Annotated in this window: 16 protein-coding genes and 1 pseudogene; 9 read left to right on the top strand and 8 right to left on the bottom strand. The window is 62.6% G+C overall.

From position 1 onward, the window contains the following. Positions 1-40 precede the first annotated feature (40 nt). Positions 41-256 carry a hypothetical protein gene (locus BG83_RS0122330; protein ID WP_037032338.1) on the bottom strand — a complete coding sequence of 72 codons (216 nt, stop codon included), beginning with the start codon at positions 254-256 and terminating at the stop codon, positions 41-43. 397 nt (positions 257-653) lie between these two features. On the opposite strand from BG83_RS0122330, the gene BG83_RS0122325 reads away from it, so the two are divergent. Then, positions 654-1,259, top strand: coding sequence for a YqaA family protein (locus BG83_RS0122325; RefSeq protein WP_024978819.1), 606 nt, complete (start codon positions 654-656; stop codon positions 1,257-1,259). 161 nt (positions 1,260-1,420) lie between these two features. Then, positions 1,421-1,663 carry a hypothetical protein gene (locus BG83_RS28960; protein ID WP_024978818.1) on the top strand — a complete coding sequence of 81 codons (243 nt, stop codon included), beginning with the start codon at positions 1,421-1,423 and terminating at the stop codon, positions 1,661-1,663. Positions 1,664-2,085: 422 nt separating this feature from the next. On the opposite strand, the gene BG83_RS0122315 is transcribed toward BG83_RS28960, so the two are convergent. Genes BG83_RS0122315 through BG83_RS0122300 form a run of 5 tightly spaced genes read right to left on the bottom strand, consistent with a single transcriptional unit; the run spans position 2,086 to position 5,854 of the window. Next, entirely contained in the window at positions 2,086-2,748 is a 663-nt protein-coding gene (locus tag BG83_RS0122315) for a methyltransferase family protein (RefSeq protein ID WP_024978817.1), read from the bottom strand. A gap of 2 nt (positions 2,749-2,750) precedes the next feature. Continuing rightward, the gene (locus BG83_RS30130; protein ID WP_080693719.1) at positions 2,751-2,897 is read right to left on the bottom strand and encodes a DUF2933 domain-containing protein; all 147 of its coding nucleotides are present in this window, start codon (positions 2,895-2,897) and stop codon (positions 2,751-2,753) included. Next, positions 2,881-3,183, bottom strand: a complete 303-nt coding sequence (locus tag BG83_RS0122310) for a YHS domain-containing protein (protein WP_024978816.1) — start codon at positions 3,181-3,183, stop codon at positions 2,881-2,883. Before BG83_RS0122310 ends, BG83_RS30130 begins: the two co-directional genes overlap by 17 nt. Beyond that, entirely contained in the window at positions 3,180-3,419 is a 240-nt protein-coding gene (locus BG83_RS0122305; RefSeq protein ID WP_024978815.1) for a hypothetical protein, read from the bottom strand. Before BG83_RS0122305 ends, BG83_RS0122310 begins: the two co-directional genes overlap by 4 nt. Next, positions 3,416-5,854, bottom strand: coding sequence for a heavy metal translocating P-type ATPase (locus BG83_RS0122300; RefSeq protein ID WP_024978814.1), 2,439 nt, complete (start codon positions 5,852-5,854; stop codon positions 3,416-3,418). Before BG83_RS0122300 ends, BG83_RS0122305 begins: the two co-directional genes overlap by 4 nt. Positions 5,855-6,040: 186 nt before the next feature. Here BG83_RS0122300 and BG83_RS0122295 point away from each other — a divergent pair, with 186 nt between their 5' ends. Next, the gene (locus tag BG83_RS0122295) at positions 6,041-6,538 is read left to right on the top strand and encodes a hypothetical protein (RefSeq protein ID WP_024978813.1); all 498 of its coding nucleotides are present in this window, start codon (positions 6,041-6,043) and stop codon (positions 6,536-6,538) included. Between the two features lie 172 nt (positions 6,539-6,710). Here the strand turns inward: BG83_RS0122295 and BG83_RS29915 are convergent. Continuing rightward, positions 6,711-7,041, bottom strand: a pseudogene (locus BG83_RS29915) (IS3 family transposase); the annotation flags it as partial. Positions 7,042-7,568: 527 nt separating this feature from the next. Between BG83_RS29915 and BG83_RS0122280 the strand changes: the two are divergent. From BG83_RS0122280 to BG83_RS0122255, 6 genes are read left to right on the top strand one after another with little or no spacing between them, the layout of a single operon-like run. After that, a complete protein-coding gene (locus BG83_RS0122280; RefSeq protein ID WP_024978812.1) occupies positions 7,569-8,903 on the top strand; it encodes a lysine N(6)-hydroxylase/L-ornithine N(5)-oxygenase family protein in 1,335 nt (444 codons plus the stop codon). Further along, entirely contained in the window at positions 8,900-10,156 is a 1,257-nt protein-coding gene (locus BG83_RS0122275) for an MFS transporter (protein WP_024978811.1), read from the top strand. The genes BG83_RS0122280 and BG83_RS0122275 overlap by 4 nt, the downstream gene beginning before the upstream one ends. A gap of 40 nt (positions 10,157-10,196) precedes the next feature. Then, positions 10,197-10,976 (top strand): phytanoyl-CoA dioxygenase family protein, encoded by a 780-nt coding sequence (locus tag BG83_RS29570; RefSeq protein ID WP_024978810.1) that lies wholly within the window; start codon positions 10,197-10,199, stop codon positions 10,974-10,976. Between the two features lie 26 nt (positions 10,977-11,002). After that, positions 11,003-11,332, top strand: a complete 330-nt coding sequence (locus BG83_RS0122265) for a cupin domain-containing protein (RefSeq protein WP_024978809.1) — start codon at positions 11,003-11,005, stop codon at positions 11,330-11,332. Positions 11,333-11,342: 10 nt separating this feature from the next. Further along, a complete protein-coding gene (locus tag BG83_RS0122260; RefSeq protein WP_037032336.1) occupies positions 11,343-12,932 on the top strand; it encodes a class I tRNA ligase family protein in 1,590 nt (529 codons plus the stop codon). Between the two features lie 3 nt (positions 12,933-12,935). Further along, positions 12,936-14,108: a PLP-dependent aminotransferase family protein gene (locus tag BG83_RS0122255; protein WP_051541575.1), complete on the top strand. Its 1,173-nt coding sequence runs from the start codon at positions 12,936-12,938 to the stop codon at positions 14,106-14,108. Positions 14,109-14,450: 342 nt separating this feature from the next. On the opposite strand, the gene BG83_RS0122250 is transcribed toward BG83_RS0122255, so the two are convergent. Continuing rightward, positions 14,451-14,798, bottom strand: a complete 348-nt coding sequence (locus BG83_RS0122250; RefSeq protein WP_024978806.1) for a cupin domain-containing protein — start codon at positions 14,796-14,798, stop codon at positions 14,451-14,453. Positions 14,799-14,811 lie beyond the last annotated feature (13 nt).

Genomic DNA, 14,811 nt, shown 5'->3' with positions numbered 1-14,811 from the left:
GCGTTGCAGAACATGGCAAAGCTGGGCGCCGGAGCGGCCCCTACCTCGGCCCTCTGGAGCGTGGCCATTCAACGAAGGCCAACAGCCAAAGCCCGATGAGGTTGAAAAGCGGCACAAAGACCAGAGCCGCCCAGAATGGCGAGAAGCCAATGCGCATCAAGATCCGGCCAATGGGGTAAAGCAACACCAGCGCCATGACGGCAAAGGTGATCCAATGGGCCAGACCGTATCCGGCCATGTCGAACCAGTGAACCATCACGAGCCACCTCCTTGGTCGAGCACCGCGTGCCACATAAATCACCCTATACCTTTCTACGCACGGTCGCTTTATCTAGATCAAGGCTAGGCGTGACGACGTCATTTCAAGTGTGCACGCGTCATGGCGCTGACACCGTTATGCATTCCCACGCAGCGCTGGTTACCCTCTGAAACCTATCAGGAGCTGCTTTCGATCAACCCAGAGGCATTGGCACGTGCAACACTGTATTTACTGCATCGGCGTTGCTGCAACGCCGTCCAGTGTTCTGCAAAACTTGATGGAAGGGGTTTCCGCATGAACCACGCTTGTCCATTCGACCTTTGGCCCCGAGCCGTCCAGGCCATCGCGATCTCCGCCGGCGTGCTAGTCGTCTGGCAATGAGGAGAATCAGCCGATGCTTCGCATCAGCCTGCAATCTGGCCTGCTTCGTGCCCTGACGCGGTGTTCCGACTCACGCGCGTATCCGCTGGTGGTTGCCGGGGCAGCACTGGCTGCGGAACTGTCGATGTCGGTTCCGTTCGCAAGCTTGCTCATGGCAGCGGTGCTGCTGGCGCCGCGCCGCTGGGTGTCCATTGCGATTTGGGCAAGCCTGGGAGCGGCCACCGGTGCGCTCGCGCTGTACCTTGTGTTTCATCACCTAGGATGGAGCCGGTTGTTCGCAGCCTATCCGGACGTTGTGCGTTCAGCCGCGTGGCGTGACGCGACGCATTGGCTGAAACACTACGGCGTCGTCTCGCTGTTGGTCATTGCAGCGCTGCCGGCGCCCCTGACCCCCGCACTCATGTTTGCAGCGATCTCTCGTCTGCCGGTCGTGGAGGTCATTGCTGCGCTGTGGCTTGGCAAGTTGGCCAAGTATCACGTCTACGCTTGGCTCGCCTCGCGATTTCCGGAGCGTCTGATGCGGCACGGCCAGCGCCATGTCGATGTGTTGCGCGCGGTGCTCGGCAACAGCAAGGAAGACTCCGAAAGCTCTACGCCGCTGCAGGGTGAGCGCCGCTAATGTGTCGCACTGTGCAAGCGAGCTTCACCGGCGCTGGTTCCAAAATCAGACTGCGCGTCGGCTTCGATGATCCTGACTGAAATGTCATTTCCGGGTCATGTTTGCGAAGGCTTTACCGGCACAGACTGAGCATAGTGTTCATCACCTGCGAGGAGAAACAAATGGAACCCCGAGTCATCATTTCTGCATTGATTTTCGCTGCATCTTCCTTGTCGGCGAGTGTGTATGCCGCCGACGCCGACAAGCCCGTAGCCCCCGAAGCGCCTGCCGCGAGCAAGGTCATACCGCACTCCCATACAGCTGAACGAACCGGTGTTGCCGCCTCAAGCACGCCGGCAGTTACACCGGCCAAAGGTAGCGTGCGCAAAGACAAATCCCGGCATTTCCATCCCGATACCAAGTAAGGCTGCGCACAGGATCGAAAGACGACCGCATAGTCGAGCGCGTAAGCTTGGTTTCGCAATTCAACGTAAGACTGTTCGACAAGTCCGGGAGCCCATTCGTGCGCGCACTGGCGACGCCGTTGGGTGCCGGGTGGCTGAAATGGAGTCATCCGATGCGCTGGACGCGGTATGCGTAACCTGGGCGATTCCAACTCAGGCTGCTGGGCTGTCTTTCCAATAGCTTTATGGACTTGGCCATACGCGTGGGCTCAGTCGTATGCCCCGCTACAGAGCGTTCCAACTGCGACCTTGAGCAAACACCGGCTTGCCAGGCGTGTGAAGCCTGTGCCACCGGCGCGGAATAAGGTTTCAGCGACTTCTTGGCAGCTTGGCGCTTAGGCAACTACTGAGGGCTTCCTGGTTGCATCCGACTTGATGTTTCCTCAATGGATCGGCGCCTTGAAGGTGCCGCCTCCCCAACGCGGAATAAACCGCGGTGTCCGGCTGCAGTAGGCTTCATATTCCTGCCCGAATTCGGTCAATGCCTCCCGCTCCTCAGTCAGCGCAAGGCGTACATACATCCAGACAAGCACGGGGAACATGACCAGGGTCAGCAGCGTTGGCCACTGCACCAGAAAACCCAGCATGATCAGGGCAAACGCCACATATTGCGGGTGGCGCATGCGTGCATAGAGTCCGCCAGTCGCAAGCTGGTGCTGCTGTTGCGCCAGGTACAGCACGCGCCAAGCGGAGGCCAGCATGACGAAGCCGCCGAAGATCAGCACGTTGCTCAGGATGTGGAACGGTCCGAAGTGCGGATTGGTCCGCCAGCCGAACATCATCTCCAGCAGGTGGCCCGCATCGTGCGAGAGGAAGTCGACGCCTGGGAAGTGCTTCGTCAACCAGGGCAACAGCAGGTAGATCGTCAGCGGGAACCCATACATCTCGGTGAACAGCGCCACCAGGAAGGCTGAGAAGGCGCCGAATGAGCGCCAGTCGCGTGATGTCTGGGGCTTGGTGAAGCTGAAGGCGAAGATGATGAAGATCGCTGAGTTGATGATGACCAGCGTCCACAGTCCATAGCCGGGTTGTGTCTCGTGCTGCATCGTCAAGCTCCTTGGGGGCGGGCACCCTTCTGCGCCTCGACCTCTTCATGCTGATGTTCATGCCCCTGGTGCATGACCAGATGCCACAGCGGGCACAAGGCAAACAAAAGAAGGGACAGGAACGGGGGCAAGCTAACAGCAGCCACCATGGTGGCGATGATGCTCCTGCACGAAGCGGGACGGGTTCTGCTGAAAGACAGCGCGAGAATTCTCAGATTCGAAATAGAAGGTCTTCCCCTCGTAGTTGGCCGTGATGGCATGCGCGGGATCGACCTTGTTACCGGTCACGGGGTCGCTGGTACCCCCCGACTCGCCTTGCGTTGCGCCGGCAAAGTCGCCATGGTGATGCCGCTGCCCAGCGCGGCTGCGGAACAGCATTGCCACCACGACTACCCCAAGAACAATCCAAATCAGGTTTTGCGAGAGCCAATTCATTTCTGCCTCCACGTTGACGACTTTCTGCGGGCGTCCAGTTCCCGCTTAACCATTGCCTGCACTTCGCGCTGGGTGTGCCGTGACAAGCGCAAACTCATCCAGATCACCCAGACCGGACAGGCGAGGAGAATGGCGGCGACCAAGACCGAGAGTGGTGAAATCCCGTACCAGTAGAGAATGCCCCCAGCCAGTAGCGTCGCGATCGCGGCGCAGAACCCGGCGGCTGCGCGCTTCATGTCGCCACCTCGCGTTCGGTTGTTCCAAGACGTACACGCTTGAGCAGCGCTGAATTGGCCACCACGCTCAGCGACGACAGCGACATCGCGGCTGCCGCAAGAATGGGGTTGAGCAGCCCGAACGCTGCGATCGGGATACCGATGGTGTTGTAGATGAATGCCCAGAACAGGTTCTGCTTGATCTTGCGCATCGTGGCGCGCGACAGTTCGATGGAAGCCGCGACATCCCGCACGTCATTGCGGATCAGAATGATGCTGCCGGTCTCCTTGGCCACATCCGAGCCCGAACCGATGGCGATACCAATATCTGCCGCGGCCAATGCCGGCGCATCGTTGACACCGTCACCCACCATGGCGACGACTTCGCCCTCTTGCTGGAGGGCGCGGATATGCTGAACTTTGTCGTCGGGCAGCACTTCAGCGATCACGCGGTCGATGCCAACCTGTCGCCCAATGGCTTGCGCCGTACGGCGATTGTCGCCGCTGAGCAGCACGACCTTGATTCGCCTTGCCTTGAGCGTGGTGACCGCCTCGGTCGCTTCGGGCTTCACGGTGTCGGCAACCGCAACGATGCCAATCAACTCGCCCTCTACCCCAACCAGCATGGCGGTCTTGCCATCCGCTTCCAGGCTGGTCAGCGCAGGCTCAACCGCATCGGTAGCGATGGCTTGCTGGGCGAATAAACGCCGGTTGCCGAGCCAGACCCTGCGGCCGTCCACCTCGCCCCGGATGCCCATCCCGGACAACGCCTCGATTGCGCCGGCCTTCGGTATGGCGAGCGTGCGATGCTGCGCGGCCCGGACGATCGCCTCACCAAGCGGATGCTCCGAGCCTGACTCCACCGCCGCCGCAATGGTCAGCAGCTCCACCTCCTGATGCGACCCGAATGGAAGGATGTCCGTCACGGTCGGCTCGCCGCGCGTGATGGTGCCGGTCTTGTCGAAGACAACGGTGGTGAGCTTCTCGGCGCGCTCGAGGACTTCGCCGCCGCGAATCAGGATGCCGGAATCCGCACCCTTACCCACGCCGACCATCAACGCTGCGGGTGTCGCAACGCCGAGTGCGCACGGGCATGAAATGATCAGCACCGCGATAAAGGCCAGCAAGCCCTGTGGGAAATGCCCCGCCAGCGTCCAACCGACCACAGCCAGCAGCGCCACTGCAACCACCGCAGGCACGAAATAGCCGGTGACCTGATCGGCCAGCCGCTGGATTTGCGCGGAACTGGCCTGGGCCTCTTCCACCATCTTGATGATCTGCGCAAGCGCGGTGTCGGCACCGATTCGGGTCGCTTGAAATGTGAAGGCCCCGGAACGGTTGAGCGTGCCGCCGATCACCTGCGCGCCGGGGGCCTTTTCGACCGGCATCGACTCTCCGGTCAACATCGACTCATCGACGCTCGACTGCCCTTCGGTCACCTTGCCATCCGTTGGAATCTTCTCGCCAGGCCGGACCACCACCAGCTCCGACACCATGATGCTCTCAGCCGGGATCTCGACCTCCTTGCCGTCGCGGATCACGTGGGCCACGGCAGGCTTGAGGTCAAGCAGGCGACGCACGGCTGCGGAGGACTTCTTCTTGATGATCTCCTCCATGTACTTGCCCAGCAGCACGAAGGCGATGATGACCGCGGAGACCTCGAAGTACACATCCCGCTCGGCCACCTTTACCGGCAGCCACGACGGGAAGAACAGCACCGCCACGCTATAGAAATAAGCGACTGACGTGCCGAGCGCGATCAGGAAATCCATGTTGATGTTGCGCGTGCGGATCGCGTTCCACGCGCCTTTGTAGAAGCTCCAGCCGCCGATGAACTGCACCGGGGTCACCAGCAGAAAGAGCCACACGCCCCAGGTGAACCAGGGCAGCGCGGGAATCGGGGCCCATGTCAGCAGGGTCGCGCCTGCCGCCAGCGCGAGGAAGGCGCCCGCACGGAGCACCGCCAGCGCGAGCACGCCCGTCAAGGCAATGGTCACGCGGGTCTTCATCGCCTTCAATTCCGTTTCCGGCGATTCAAACGTGCGCAGACAGCTCTCGCTGCAAAAGTAATACTTGCGGCCACCCCGCTCGGTGGACAGGGCTGTGGCCTTGTCCACCATCATTCCGCAGATCGGGTCCTTGGCAAGTTGCTTGGTGCCGGCAGTACTTGAAGCCGCCCCCTTCAGCGGCCCTGCGCGTGAATCCGCAGCAGTGCTGTAGCGTTGGGGGTCGGCGTGAAACGACGCTTGACAGTGCGACGAGCAGAACCAATAGCGCCTATTGCCGAATTCCTCGCTGCCGGCTGCCTGAGCAGGGGAAATGTCCATGCCGCACACGGGGTCACGCACGAAATCCCCCGAGAGCGACGCCAACTCGGTGGCAGCCAGTGAACCGCGTTCGTGCGCTCCGTCACTAGCATGTGCGCCGTGCTGGTGTTCGATGGATTCGCTTGGCATGCCGGCCTCTTCTTTCTGCGCTTTGTACGCTTGCGTCTACATTGGCGGCGTAGACAATTTCAGTGTGTGCCTTGCCAAAATGCAGAGGTTGATACCGGTCAAGCGAATGCGACTCATTGCGCCAAGTCAATCGAGCAGTGCCGCATGCATCCCACAATGAAATTCCCAATTCGAGGAGTCATCATCATGGTCAAACGTATCGGTACTCTCGTCGCAAGCGCTCTCGTGATTGGCAGCATGCCGGCACTGGCGGTGGATGCACATCACCCTGAAACAGCCAGTGATGTTGCTGCCGCGCCAACAACAAAGAATCCGCCGGCCACAACGGCAAAACCCGCCGACACCGAGAAGCGTTTCGAGCAGGCGCGCCAACAGATGAAGAAGATGCTGGCCCAAATGGACAAGATCCATCAAACCAAGGACCCCAAGGAACGGCAACGTCTGATGGGCGAGCACATGCAGACCATGCGCGAGACGATGCAATCCATGCACGGCATGGGCGGCCCGATGATGATGGAGATGATGGGGGGCCAAGGGATGATGGGGGGTGCCGGAGCCCCCGGAATGGGTGGACCGGGCATGACTCCGGATCAGCGCATGAACATGATGGAAAACCGCATGGACATGATGCAGATGATGATGGAGCAAATGCTCAAACAGCAGGAGAGCCCCAAGAATCCTTAACCTTCCCACGTGAGGAAGGCGTTTCTGTCTCGATGCAACGCCAACCGAATCCCACGTAAAGAGACCTGTGCGGAACTTCATGCAAACGCCGTAATGGCACGCGACAGCGGCGGCGTCGTGCTCGACGAGCGGGCGCCGGCCATACCGTATTTGCGGCAGATCAACCGTGTCAGATGCGCGCAAGCAGTGCGGACGCTTCGCGGGCAACCGAGCGATACCCATATAACGGGCGCAACATGTGAAACAGCGCGCAAGCCTTGGTCAGGCTCACGCGATAACGGTCGCGCAACTCGTCAGCCAGCGTGCGTTTGCGGGAAGGCTTTAGAGCTTTTTTGACAGCACGTCCTGCAGCATCGCCTAGTCCAGGCTTAGGTCCGCCACCAGCCACCTGAGCTTGGCGTTCCCCCCTCGAGCTGACGCATCCGGCGCAGCTCCGAAGTACCGACGCCCCCGTGCTTGAGCGCGAACGCTATCTGCGCCTCAGTGAACTTGCTCGTCTTCATAGCATGTCTTCCAACCCAAATCGTGAGAATCATGCCGAATTCTCCACGTCCCAGCGGTACTGTCTCTTGGTGCGGTGTCACCTCACATGCACACACTGTCCGTCCTGTGTAGACCGAACAATGGAGCTGCGCGTCATTTTTTTCTGCCGAAAAAAAACTTCATAGTGCCGGCGCCTTGCGGACGGCTTACGCGTTTTCTACTTTTGCGGCAGTTCAAAAAAAAGCGATGCGCAAGAACTGCGCGCACGAACAGAGGCGGTTGTCCCTCAAGCAGCGCACCCGACAGGTGAGTATCCCCATGAAGTCCTTAAACCCCTCCGGCGGCGCCTCGCATCCAGCGCGGCTTGATTCAGCGGCCGTCATGACCAACCTGCCGCCGCACGGCGGCCGATGTGCTCCGGCCTGAACGCTCGACACACCGTCACCGCACCGCGCATCTCGTCTTTCGCCCGCCGTCGTTGCGCCGCTGCGCCTCGCAGCGGCGCAACGATGGCGTCGCTCATCCCCAGACCCGCAGGAAGCCCCACATGGACATGCTGGACGTAATTGGTATCGGGATCGGCCCGTTCAACCTCAGCCTAGCAGCACTGATTGCGCCCACACCGCTGCGGGCACTGTTCCTGGAAAAGCGCAACGCTTTCTGCTGGCACCCAGGGCTGATGCTGCCTAACGGTCGGCTACAGGTCTCGCCGCTCAAGGACTGCGTCACGCTGGTCGACCCGACCAGCCCCTACTCGTTCCTCAACTACCTGGCGGTGCACCGGCGGCTCTACAGCTTCGTCAACAAGCGCAGCGCCTCCACCTCGCGGCGAGAGTTCACCGACTACTACCAGTGGGTTGCGCAACAGCTCGGTACGCTGCGCTTTGGTGAGGAGGTGATCGACATAGCGCCCGTGGCTGGCGGCTATCGCGTCAGCACGCACGCCGGCACCTTCCATGGGCGAGCCATCGTGATGGGCGTGGGCGTGGAGCCGAAGATCCCGGCCAGCGCCCGCGCATGGCTGGGCGACACGGTCTATCACGTGGCCAACTACCTCGATTGCCCACCGCTACGCGGGGGCGAGGAGGTGCTGGTGGTAGGCGGCGGCCAAAGCGGCGCCGAGGTGGTCGAACATATGCTCGAGCAGGCGCCGACGGCGCGCATCACGTGGGTCACCTCGCGGGCCAACCTGTTTGCCATGGACGACAACGCCTTCGTCAACGAAGCCTACATGCCGGGCTACAACCGGCGCTTCCACGCCCTGCCGATCCGCCAGCGCCGCGCCATTGTCGAGGCGGAGAAACTCACCAGCGACGGCATCTCGGCCGAGCTGTGCAACCGTCTGTACGACGTACTGTACGAACGCAGCGTGGCCGGCACGCTAGCCGGCAGCTTCCGCCTGCTGCCAGGCGTGGTGATGGAAGACATCACCCGCCGCGACGAACGCTGGCAGGTGGGGCTGACCGCGCTCACCACGCCACACCGCTGCCGCATCCAGGCCGACCGCATCGTGCTGGCAACCGGCTTCCAGCCGCGCACGCCGCCCTTCCTGCAAACTTTGCTGGCCGGTGCCTGCTTGGAGGACGACCTGCCCGACCTCGGCGACGACTACGCCGTGCGCTTCGAGCAGGGCATGCCCGGCCCGGTCTATCTGCAAAACCAGGGCCGCGTGCAGCACGGGCTGCAAAGCGTCAACCTATCACTGGTGGCGTATCGCAACAGCCGCATCATCAACAGCCTGCTCGGGCATGCGTTCTATCCAGACGTACCGGACCAGCAAATGCTCGGCGTCCTTGACCACGCCGAGGACGCCGCTGAGGTTGACCTTAGCCTCAGCTTTGACGCCATCCCCCACCCGCGCCGCCACGCCGCCATCGCATGACCGCTGCTTCGCTCTCTGCTGTCCACAACCGGCCTGGCATCACAGTGCCTCCACATGCTGACCTGCTGCCCGACACGCTGGAGCTGCGCGCCTTCGTGCCGTTCCTGATCGCATCGATCGTGATTGCGGCCGCCTATGGCACCAGCTTCCTGTTACCGGACTACCTAAAGGCGCACGGCATGAACAGCGCCGCAGCGGGTGCCATCATCTCCAGCGGCATGGTTGCCACCATCGTGTGCTGCTGCCTGGCGGGATGGGTGGCCCAGCGCATCGGCGTGATGCCGACCATCGCTGTTGCATCGCTGGCCATGGCGCTCGCCATGCTGGGCTTTGCCGGTGTGGCAGTCGATGCGCGTGCGGCATACGTGGGCGGCATGCTGTTGGGCGTGGGCTGGTCGGTGTTCTTCATCCTGGCGCCACTGCAGATCATCCACCACTTGCGGCCAGCCGCGCGCATCCAGTATCTGACCATCGTGTCGGGCGCGCAGATGGCGGGCCTCGGGCTAGCCACGCCGCTCAGCCGCCTGCTGGCGCAGTACACCGGCTCGGTGGCGGTCGTCTACGTGATGTTTGCGGCGGCCTGCGTTGCGGCGGCGATGTGCGTGGAAGCCGCCCGGCGTGCCATGGCCCATGCGCCCGGCCTGCCGATGACGCGTGTGGCTATCACCGCGCGTGAAACGCTGGCGCTACTGAGCGAGCGCACCGCCGCGCCCATCGCCATGATCGGGTTTGCCGCGTGCGTGTTTGCGGGGCTGTCGACCTACCAGAGCGTGTATGCCGAATCACGCCACCTGCGGCCCGATCTGTTCTTCCTGGCCTTCACGGCAACCAGCGTGGCGCTGCGTTTCTCGCTGGCACGCGTGATGGGGCGCATGCCGGTGCAGCGGCTGGCACTGGTGCTGTTCGTGGCGACGGCCGCATCGCTGACGCTGTTCATCACCAACACAGGCAGCACGCTGCTGTACGTGGCGGCCACGGTGGTCTTCGCCACGGGCTACGGGCTGAGCTATTCCACGCTCAACGGCATGGCGGTCAACATGGCTGGCGAACAGGGCGTGTCGATGCCCGTCACCTCGCAGATCTTCACGCTGGCGTACTTCATCGGGCTGTTCGGGTTTCCGTTCATCGGAGGGCATCTGATCCGCCGCTCGGGCCCCAACGCCATGCTGCTCGCGCTACTGGGGGCGGTGGCCATCAATGTCGTGCTGCTGGCCACGCTGCGCGTGCGGGCGGCCGCACCGGCCGTGCGCTGAAGCGCGGCCTTCGTCTTTCTTCTCAAGGAGGGTATTTCGTATGCTGACCGAAGCGCAACAGGAAAAGTGGCACCAGGACGGGTATCTCAGGCTGGAAGGCTTCTTCGACGCGACCGCGCGCGAGCGCATCTCCAACCTGGTCGACGAGGTCGGCCGCTGGAACGTGAGCGACGACAAGTGGATGATGTGGTTCGAGAAGACCAAAGAAGACCGCAAGATCATCTCCAAGGTGGAGAACTTTCTCGACTACAACGATGCCCTGCGCGAAGCCCTGTTGGCCGATGGCCGCATCCGCAGCGCCGTCGAGACGCTGCTTGACGAAGACACGCGCATGCTCAAGGAGCTGCTGATCTTCAAGTACCCCGACAGCGGTGGCTACCGTCCGCACCAGGACATCTATCACATCCCGCACAAGATTCCGGACCGCATGGTGCACGCAGTCGTCGCCATCGGCATCGACGATTCCGACCCCAACAACGGCGGCCTGTTCTTCACGCCCGGCCGCCACAAGGAAGGCGTGTTTCCGATGAACAAGGGCGGCGTGATCGACACCGAGGTGGCGGACACCTTCATGTGGGAACCAACGCCCTGGAAGGCCGGCGACATCTTCATCTTCGACGACTACGCGCCGCATTATTCGGAGCCCAACAAGAGCGACCGCTCGCGCCGCACGCTGTATCTGGTGTTTCAGCGCGCCTCCACCGGCGGGCCGACACGTGCCGAATACAACCGCATGAAGCGCGCCTACAACCCGCCCGAGGGCAAGGTGGCAGACATGGATAACCTGAAGGTGTCCAACGGCATCTTCTACCGCGACTGAGCGGACAACCCCGGGGGAATGCACACGTGTACGCGAAGCAGATCGACCGCACGATGATGCGGCCCGAGTACGGCGTGCTGGTCTGCCGCCTGCTGGAGCACCTGCCGCAGGGCCTGCAGACGCAGTTCGGCACGTCGGTGGTGGAAGTGGTGCCGGGCGGCGCGGTCGATCTGCACGCGCACCACGAGCACGAGCTGTGGGTGCTCATCTCGGGGCGCGGCGAGTTCGAGGCCGACGGCCAGATCCGCCTGGTGGGCGAATCAACGTTGTTCTACATGCCGCCGCACCAGAAACACGCCATCCGCAATACCGACCCGAATGCCAGCCTCAAATTCCTCTCCATCTGGTGGGACTGACCTGACCGATATGCGCACCTACTTCGTTTGCCCCGCACCACCCTGCCCCAATGGCAAGCTGCACCTCGGCCATATCGGCGGCGTCTACCTGCTCACTGACGTCTTCGTGCGTTTCCAGCGCATGGCTGGCCACCGGGCGTACCACGTCACTGGCGCCGATGAGCACGGCACCTACACCCTCGTGAAGGCCCGCAAGCTCGGCCGCCCGGTCGACGAGGTTGCACAGATGCACATCGATGAAATTCTGCAGTGCCTGCGCGCGCTGCAGATAACACCCGACGTGTTCGTGCGGACTTCCAATGCCGCGCACAAGAACAACGCCCTGGCGGTCTTCCGCCAGTTGCAGGACGCAGGCTATGTAGATGTGCGCGACGGAGTGCAACTCTACTGCGCACACTGCGACGAGTTCGTCGCTGACTCGCTGGCCGCAGGCAACTGCCCGGCTTGTGGCGCACCCACAGACAGCAACCTATGCGAAAACTGCGGCTTGGCCGTGCAACACGCTACCTTGCGCAATGCGCGGCACGCCACGTGCGGCAACGCGCTCACGTTGCGGCCGATTCGACAAGCGGTGCTCAACGTGCCGCTGCTGGCGCAGGCGCTTGACAAGGCCATCTCGCGGAGCGCGTGGCCCGAGGTGATCCGCGAAAAAGAGCGCAGCTGGCTGGCTCGCGATGCCCATGCACTGCCGATGTCGCGCCACTTCAGCCGCGGCGTAGTGCTCGACCAGCCCGAAGCCGTGGCTGGTCAGACGCTGCTCACCTGGTTCGAGGGCCTGTGGTGTTACGACACGGGTATCCGTGAGCAATGCGCCCGCGACGGTCTGGACGCCGAAGCGGTGCTGCACGACCCCGACACGCACCTGCTGTTCTTCATGGGCCAGGACAACCGCTTCTACTACACGGTGGGCGTGAGCGGAGCCCTGCTCGCGCGCGGCTACCCCATCCCCGATAACCATTCGATCCAGGATTTCTACAAGCTCGAAGGCGAGAAGTTCTCCACCAGCCGCAACCACGCGCTGTGGGCCGACGAGGTGGCCCGCGAGCTGGAACCCAGCGTCCTGCGCTACGCGCTGGCGCGCGTGGCCAAACCGTTTGGCGGTAATGACAATGATTTCCAGATCGACGGCCTGATTGCCGCTACCACGCATCTGCGCGCCTGGGAAGACGCGCTGCGTCGTAACGCCGAGGGAGCCCTCACGGTGGATGCCAGTGGCCTTTCGCCCGTCCTGCGCGGCATCACCCAGCGTTACGCTCGCGCCATCGAAGACGTGCGCTTCTGGGACGCGCTCGACGCCATCGACGCGTATTTCGAAGAGTCGGGCTTGGCACATGAGAGCACAGGCGCATGGAAGGCGGAGCGCGTGTCGGTGTTCCTGAGCCTGCTGTATCCGGTGGTGCCGGCGCTAGCGATCCGCTACGGTCAGCAGTTCTTTGGCGCGGCTTGGCAGCCCTCGCTCAAGGAGTCCGCTGTGCAGCCTGCTCTGCCAAAGGCCACGGCCGACTTTCCTTACTTCAGTGCACCGGTGCCCGCCAGCTTTATCGCAGCCTACTACGAGCGCTTTCGCCCTGACCACGCCGCCACGACCATGCCTGCCTGACCCATGAACCTGATCCCCTCGCACCGCAGCCGCCTGTCGCAAGACTTTGCCGCGTTCGACTACTCGGGCGGCAAGCACGCCGTCAACTTCGCCTACGGCCTGCCGGACCCAGCTCTGTTCACAGAGCTTGCCTGGCCGGATGCCTTCGACACTGCCACCGGCGTATCGGCGGCCGACCTGCCGCAGTACACCGATGCGCTGGGCCTGCCGGAGCTGCGCACGCAGATCGCGCTGCGCCACGGCGTGCGGCAAGACCAGGTGATCCTGACCAACGGAGCCTCGCAAGCGGTGCAACTGCTGGCTGACCTGTACCTCGATCCAGGCGACGTAGTGCTGACCGAAGACCCGTCATACCTGGGCGCGCTACGCACGTTCTCGGTGGCAGGGGCGACCATAGTGCAGCTCGGCATGGGAGCAGACGGCGTCGACCTGGATGCGCTGGAAGCCGCTCTGCGTCACACGCACCGCGTGAGGCTGTACTACACCACTCCTGCCTTCCACAATCCGACCGGCTGCCATATGCCACGTGCGCACATGGCCCGCGTGGCGGCGCTGCTGGCGCAGCACGGGGTGCCGCTGGTCCAGGATCTGGTCTACGCCGAACTGCCCTACGATGGCCCCACCGAGTGGCTTTCGTCCGGTGGCAACGTGATCAATGTGCATTCCATCTCGAAGGTGGCGGGACCGGGCCTGCGCGTAGGCTGGGTGCTGGCGGAGCCCGACATCATCAGCCAACTCGCGCGGCTCAAGTGCGACGGCGGCGTGAGCCCGGTCGTGAGCAACGTGGTGCTGGGACTGATGCAGTCGGACGTGCTCGATACGCACATCGCGCGGCTACGCCCGCATTACCGCGCAAAGCGCGATGCTCTGCACAAGCTGCTTCAAGGCAGCCGCTTCTGCGAGCCCGACTACACCATGCCACGCGGCGGGTTCTCGTTTTGGGTTCGGCTGGTGGCTGGCACCGATGCGCAGGCCTTCATCGACGCAGCGCGCCGCGAGCACGATGTGCGTTTGGTGCACGGCCAGCACTACGGCCCGGCCAGCCTCAACCACGTCCGGCTGTGCTTCAGCTATCTGCCGATGTCCAGCATCGCGCAAGGGCTGGCACACCTGGACGTGTTGCATACGCGGCTCTATAGGCCGAGGCAAATCGCCGTTGGGACTGTAGCGGCCTGAGCGAGCGTTGTGTCCGAGGAATAACTTTGACCGTTACGCCGCGTCAGCACTTAGGCCCCTTAATAGGTATTCAAGTGGGGCTAAGCTAACAGCGACCGTGCACGGCTTTTACGGCGCACGACAAAACAAGACATCCAGTCGTGATCTTCCAAGTAGGCGACGAAATCGTCGACAACGTCCATCGACAGATTGAAGCAAGTGCGATAGCCCCCCTTCGGATGCTTTTCGTGATCTCGACGTGGCGTATTCCGGGCGCTGACGCCAAGAGCTGAAAGAGCTCGGTGCGCTCAAGATCTGTATAGACGTTCGCACGCCGTCGCCCCATGAGCCGACGATATTGCCTCATCTCCCTTCGTCGTGACCCTGCGGCAAATAGAGCGTGACCAGTACCGACGCGTCGTCGAGCGCCTCGAGCCAGTGCGCTTGGCCCGGCAAGGTGAAGAGCAAGTCCCCGGCGTGCATCGTGCGTACAGCGACGTCCGTGCCGAACGTCAAGCTTCCTTCGAGGCACTGCACGGTAATTTCACCTGGCGCGCGGTGTTCGGGAATCCGCTTGCCGGCAGGAAGCACGAGCCGTATGACCTCGAGATGGTCGGACCGCATGAGAGTGACCGACTTGGCGCTCTTCACGCCCGGACCAAGCGGTCGCACGTCGATCAGTTCCCCTGGCGCCGCTCGTGGTGTTGCCATAATGGTTTTTGCT

Source organism: Ralstonia pickettii (assembly GCF_000607165.1).
GTDB classification, from domain to species: domain Bacteria; phylum Pseudomonadota; class Gammaproteobacteria; order Burkholderiales; family Burkholderiaceae; genus Ralstonia; species Ralstonia holmesii.
The sequence above is the reverse complement of the archived record's forward strand: the minus strand, read 5'-3'. Positions and strand labels throughout refer to the sequence as shown.

Coding starts and splice junctions, on each gene's coding strand:
- BG83_RS0122330 (WP_037032338.1), bottom strand. CDS start 256: ATGGTTCACTGGTTCGACATGGCCGGATACGGTCTGGCCCATTGGATC.
- BG83_RS0122250 (WP_024978806.1), bottom strand. CDS start 14,798: ATGGCAACACCACGAGCGGCGCCAGGGGAACTGATCGACGTGCGACCG.
- BG83_RS30130 (WP_080693719.1), bottom strand. CDS start 2,897: ATGGTGGCTGCTGTTAGCTTGCCCCCGTTCCTGTCCCTTCTTTTGTTT.
- BG83_RS0122300 (WP_024978814.1), bottom strand. CDS start 5,854: ATGCCAAGCGAATCCATCGAACACCAGCACGGCGCACATGCTAGTGAC.
- BG83_RS28960 (WP_024978818.1), top strand. CDS start 1,421: ATGGAACCCCGAGTCATCATTTCTGCATTGATTTTCGCTGCATCTTCC.
- BG83_RS0122275 (WP_024978811.1), top strand. CDS start 8,900: ATGACCGCTGCTTCGCTCTCTGCTGTCCACAACCGGCCTGGCATCACA.
- BG83_RS0122255 (WP_051541575.1), top strand. CDS start 12,936: ATGAACCTGATCCCCTCGCACCGCAGCCGCCTGTCGCAAGACTTTGCC.
- BG83_RS0122305 (WP_024978815.1), bottom strand. CDS start 3,419: ATGAAGCGCGCAGCCGCCGGGTTCTGCGCCGCGATCGCGACGCTACTG.
- BG83_RS0122315 (WP_024978817.1), bottom strand. CDS start 2,748: ATGCAGCACGAGACACAACCCGGCTATGGACTGTGGACGCTGGTCATC.
- BG83_RS0122310 (WP_024978816.1), bottom strand. CDS start 3,183: ATGAATTGGCTCTCGCAAAACCTGATTTGGATTGTTCTTGGGGTAGTC.
- BG83_RS0122260 (WP_037032336.1), top strand. CDS start 11,343: ATGCGCACCTACTTCGTTTGCCCCGCACCACCCTGCCCCAATGGCAAG.
- BG83_RS29570 (WP_024978810.1), top strand. CDS start 10,197: ATGCTGACCGAAGCGCAACAGGAAAAGTGGCACCAGGACGGGTATCTC.
- BG83_RS0122280 (WP_024978812.1), top strand. CDS start 7,569: ATGGACATGCTGGACGTAATTGGTATCGGGATCGGCCCGTTCAACCTC.
- BG83_RS0122325 (WP_024978819.1), top strand. CDS start 654: ATGCTTCGCATCAGCCTGCAATCTGGCCTGCTTCGTGCCCTGACGCGG.
- BG83_RS0122295 (WP_024978813.1), top strand. CDS start 6,041: ATGGTCAAACGTATCGGTACTCTCGTCGCAAGCGCTCTCGTGATTGGC.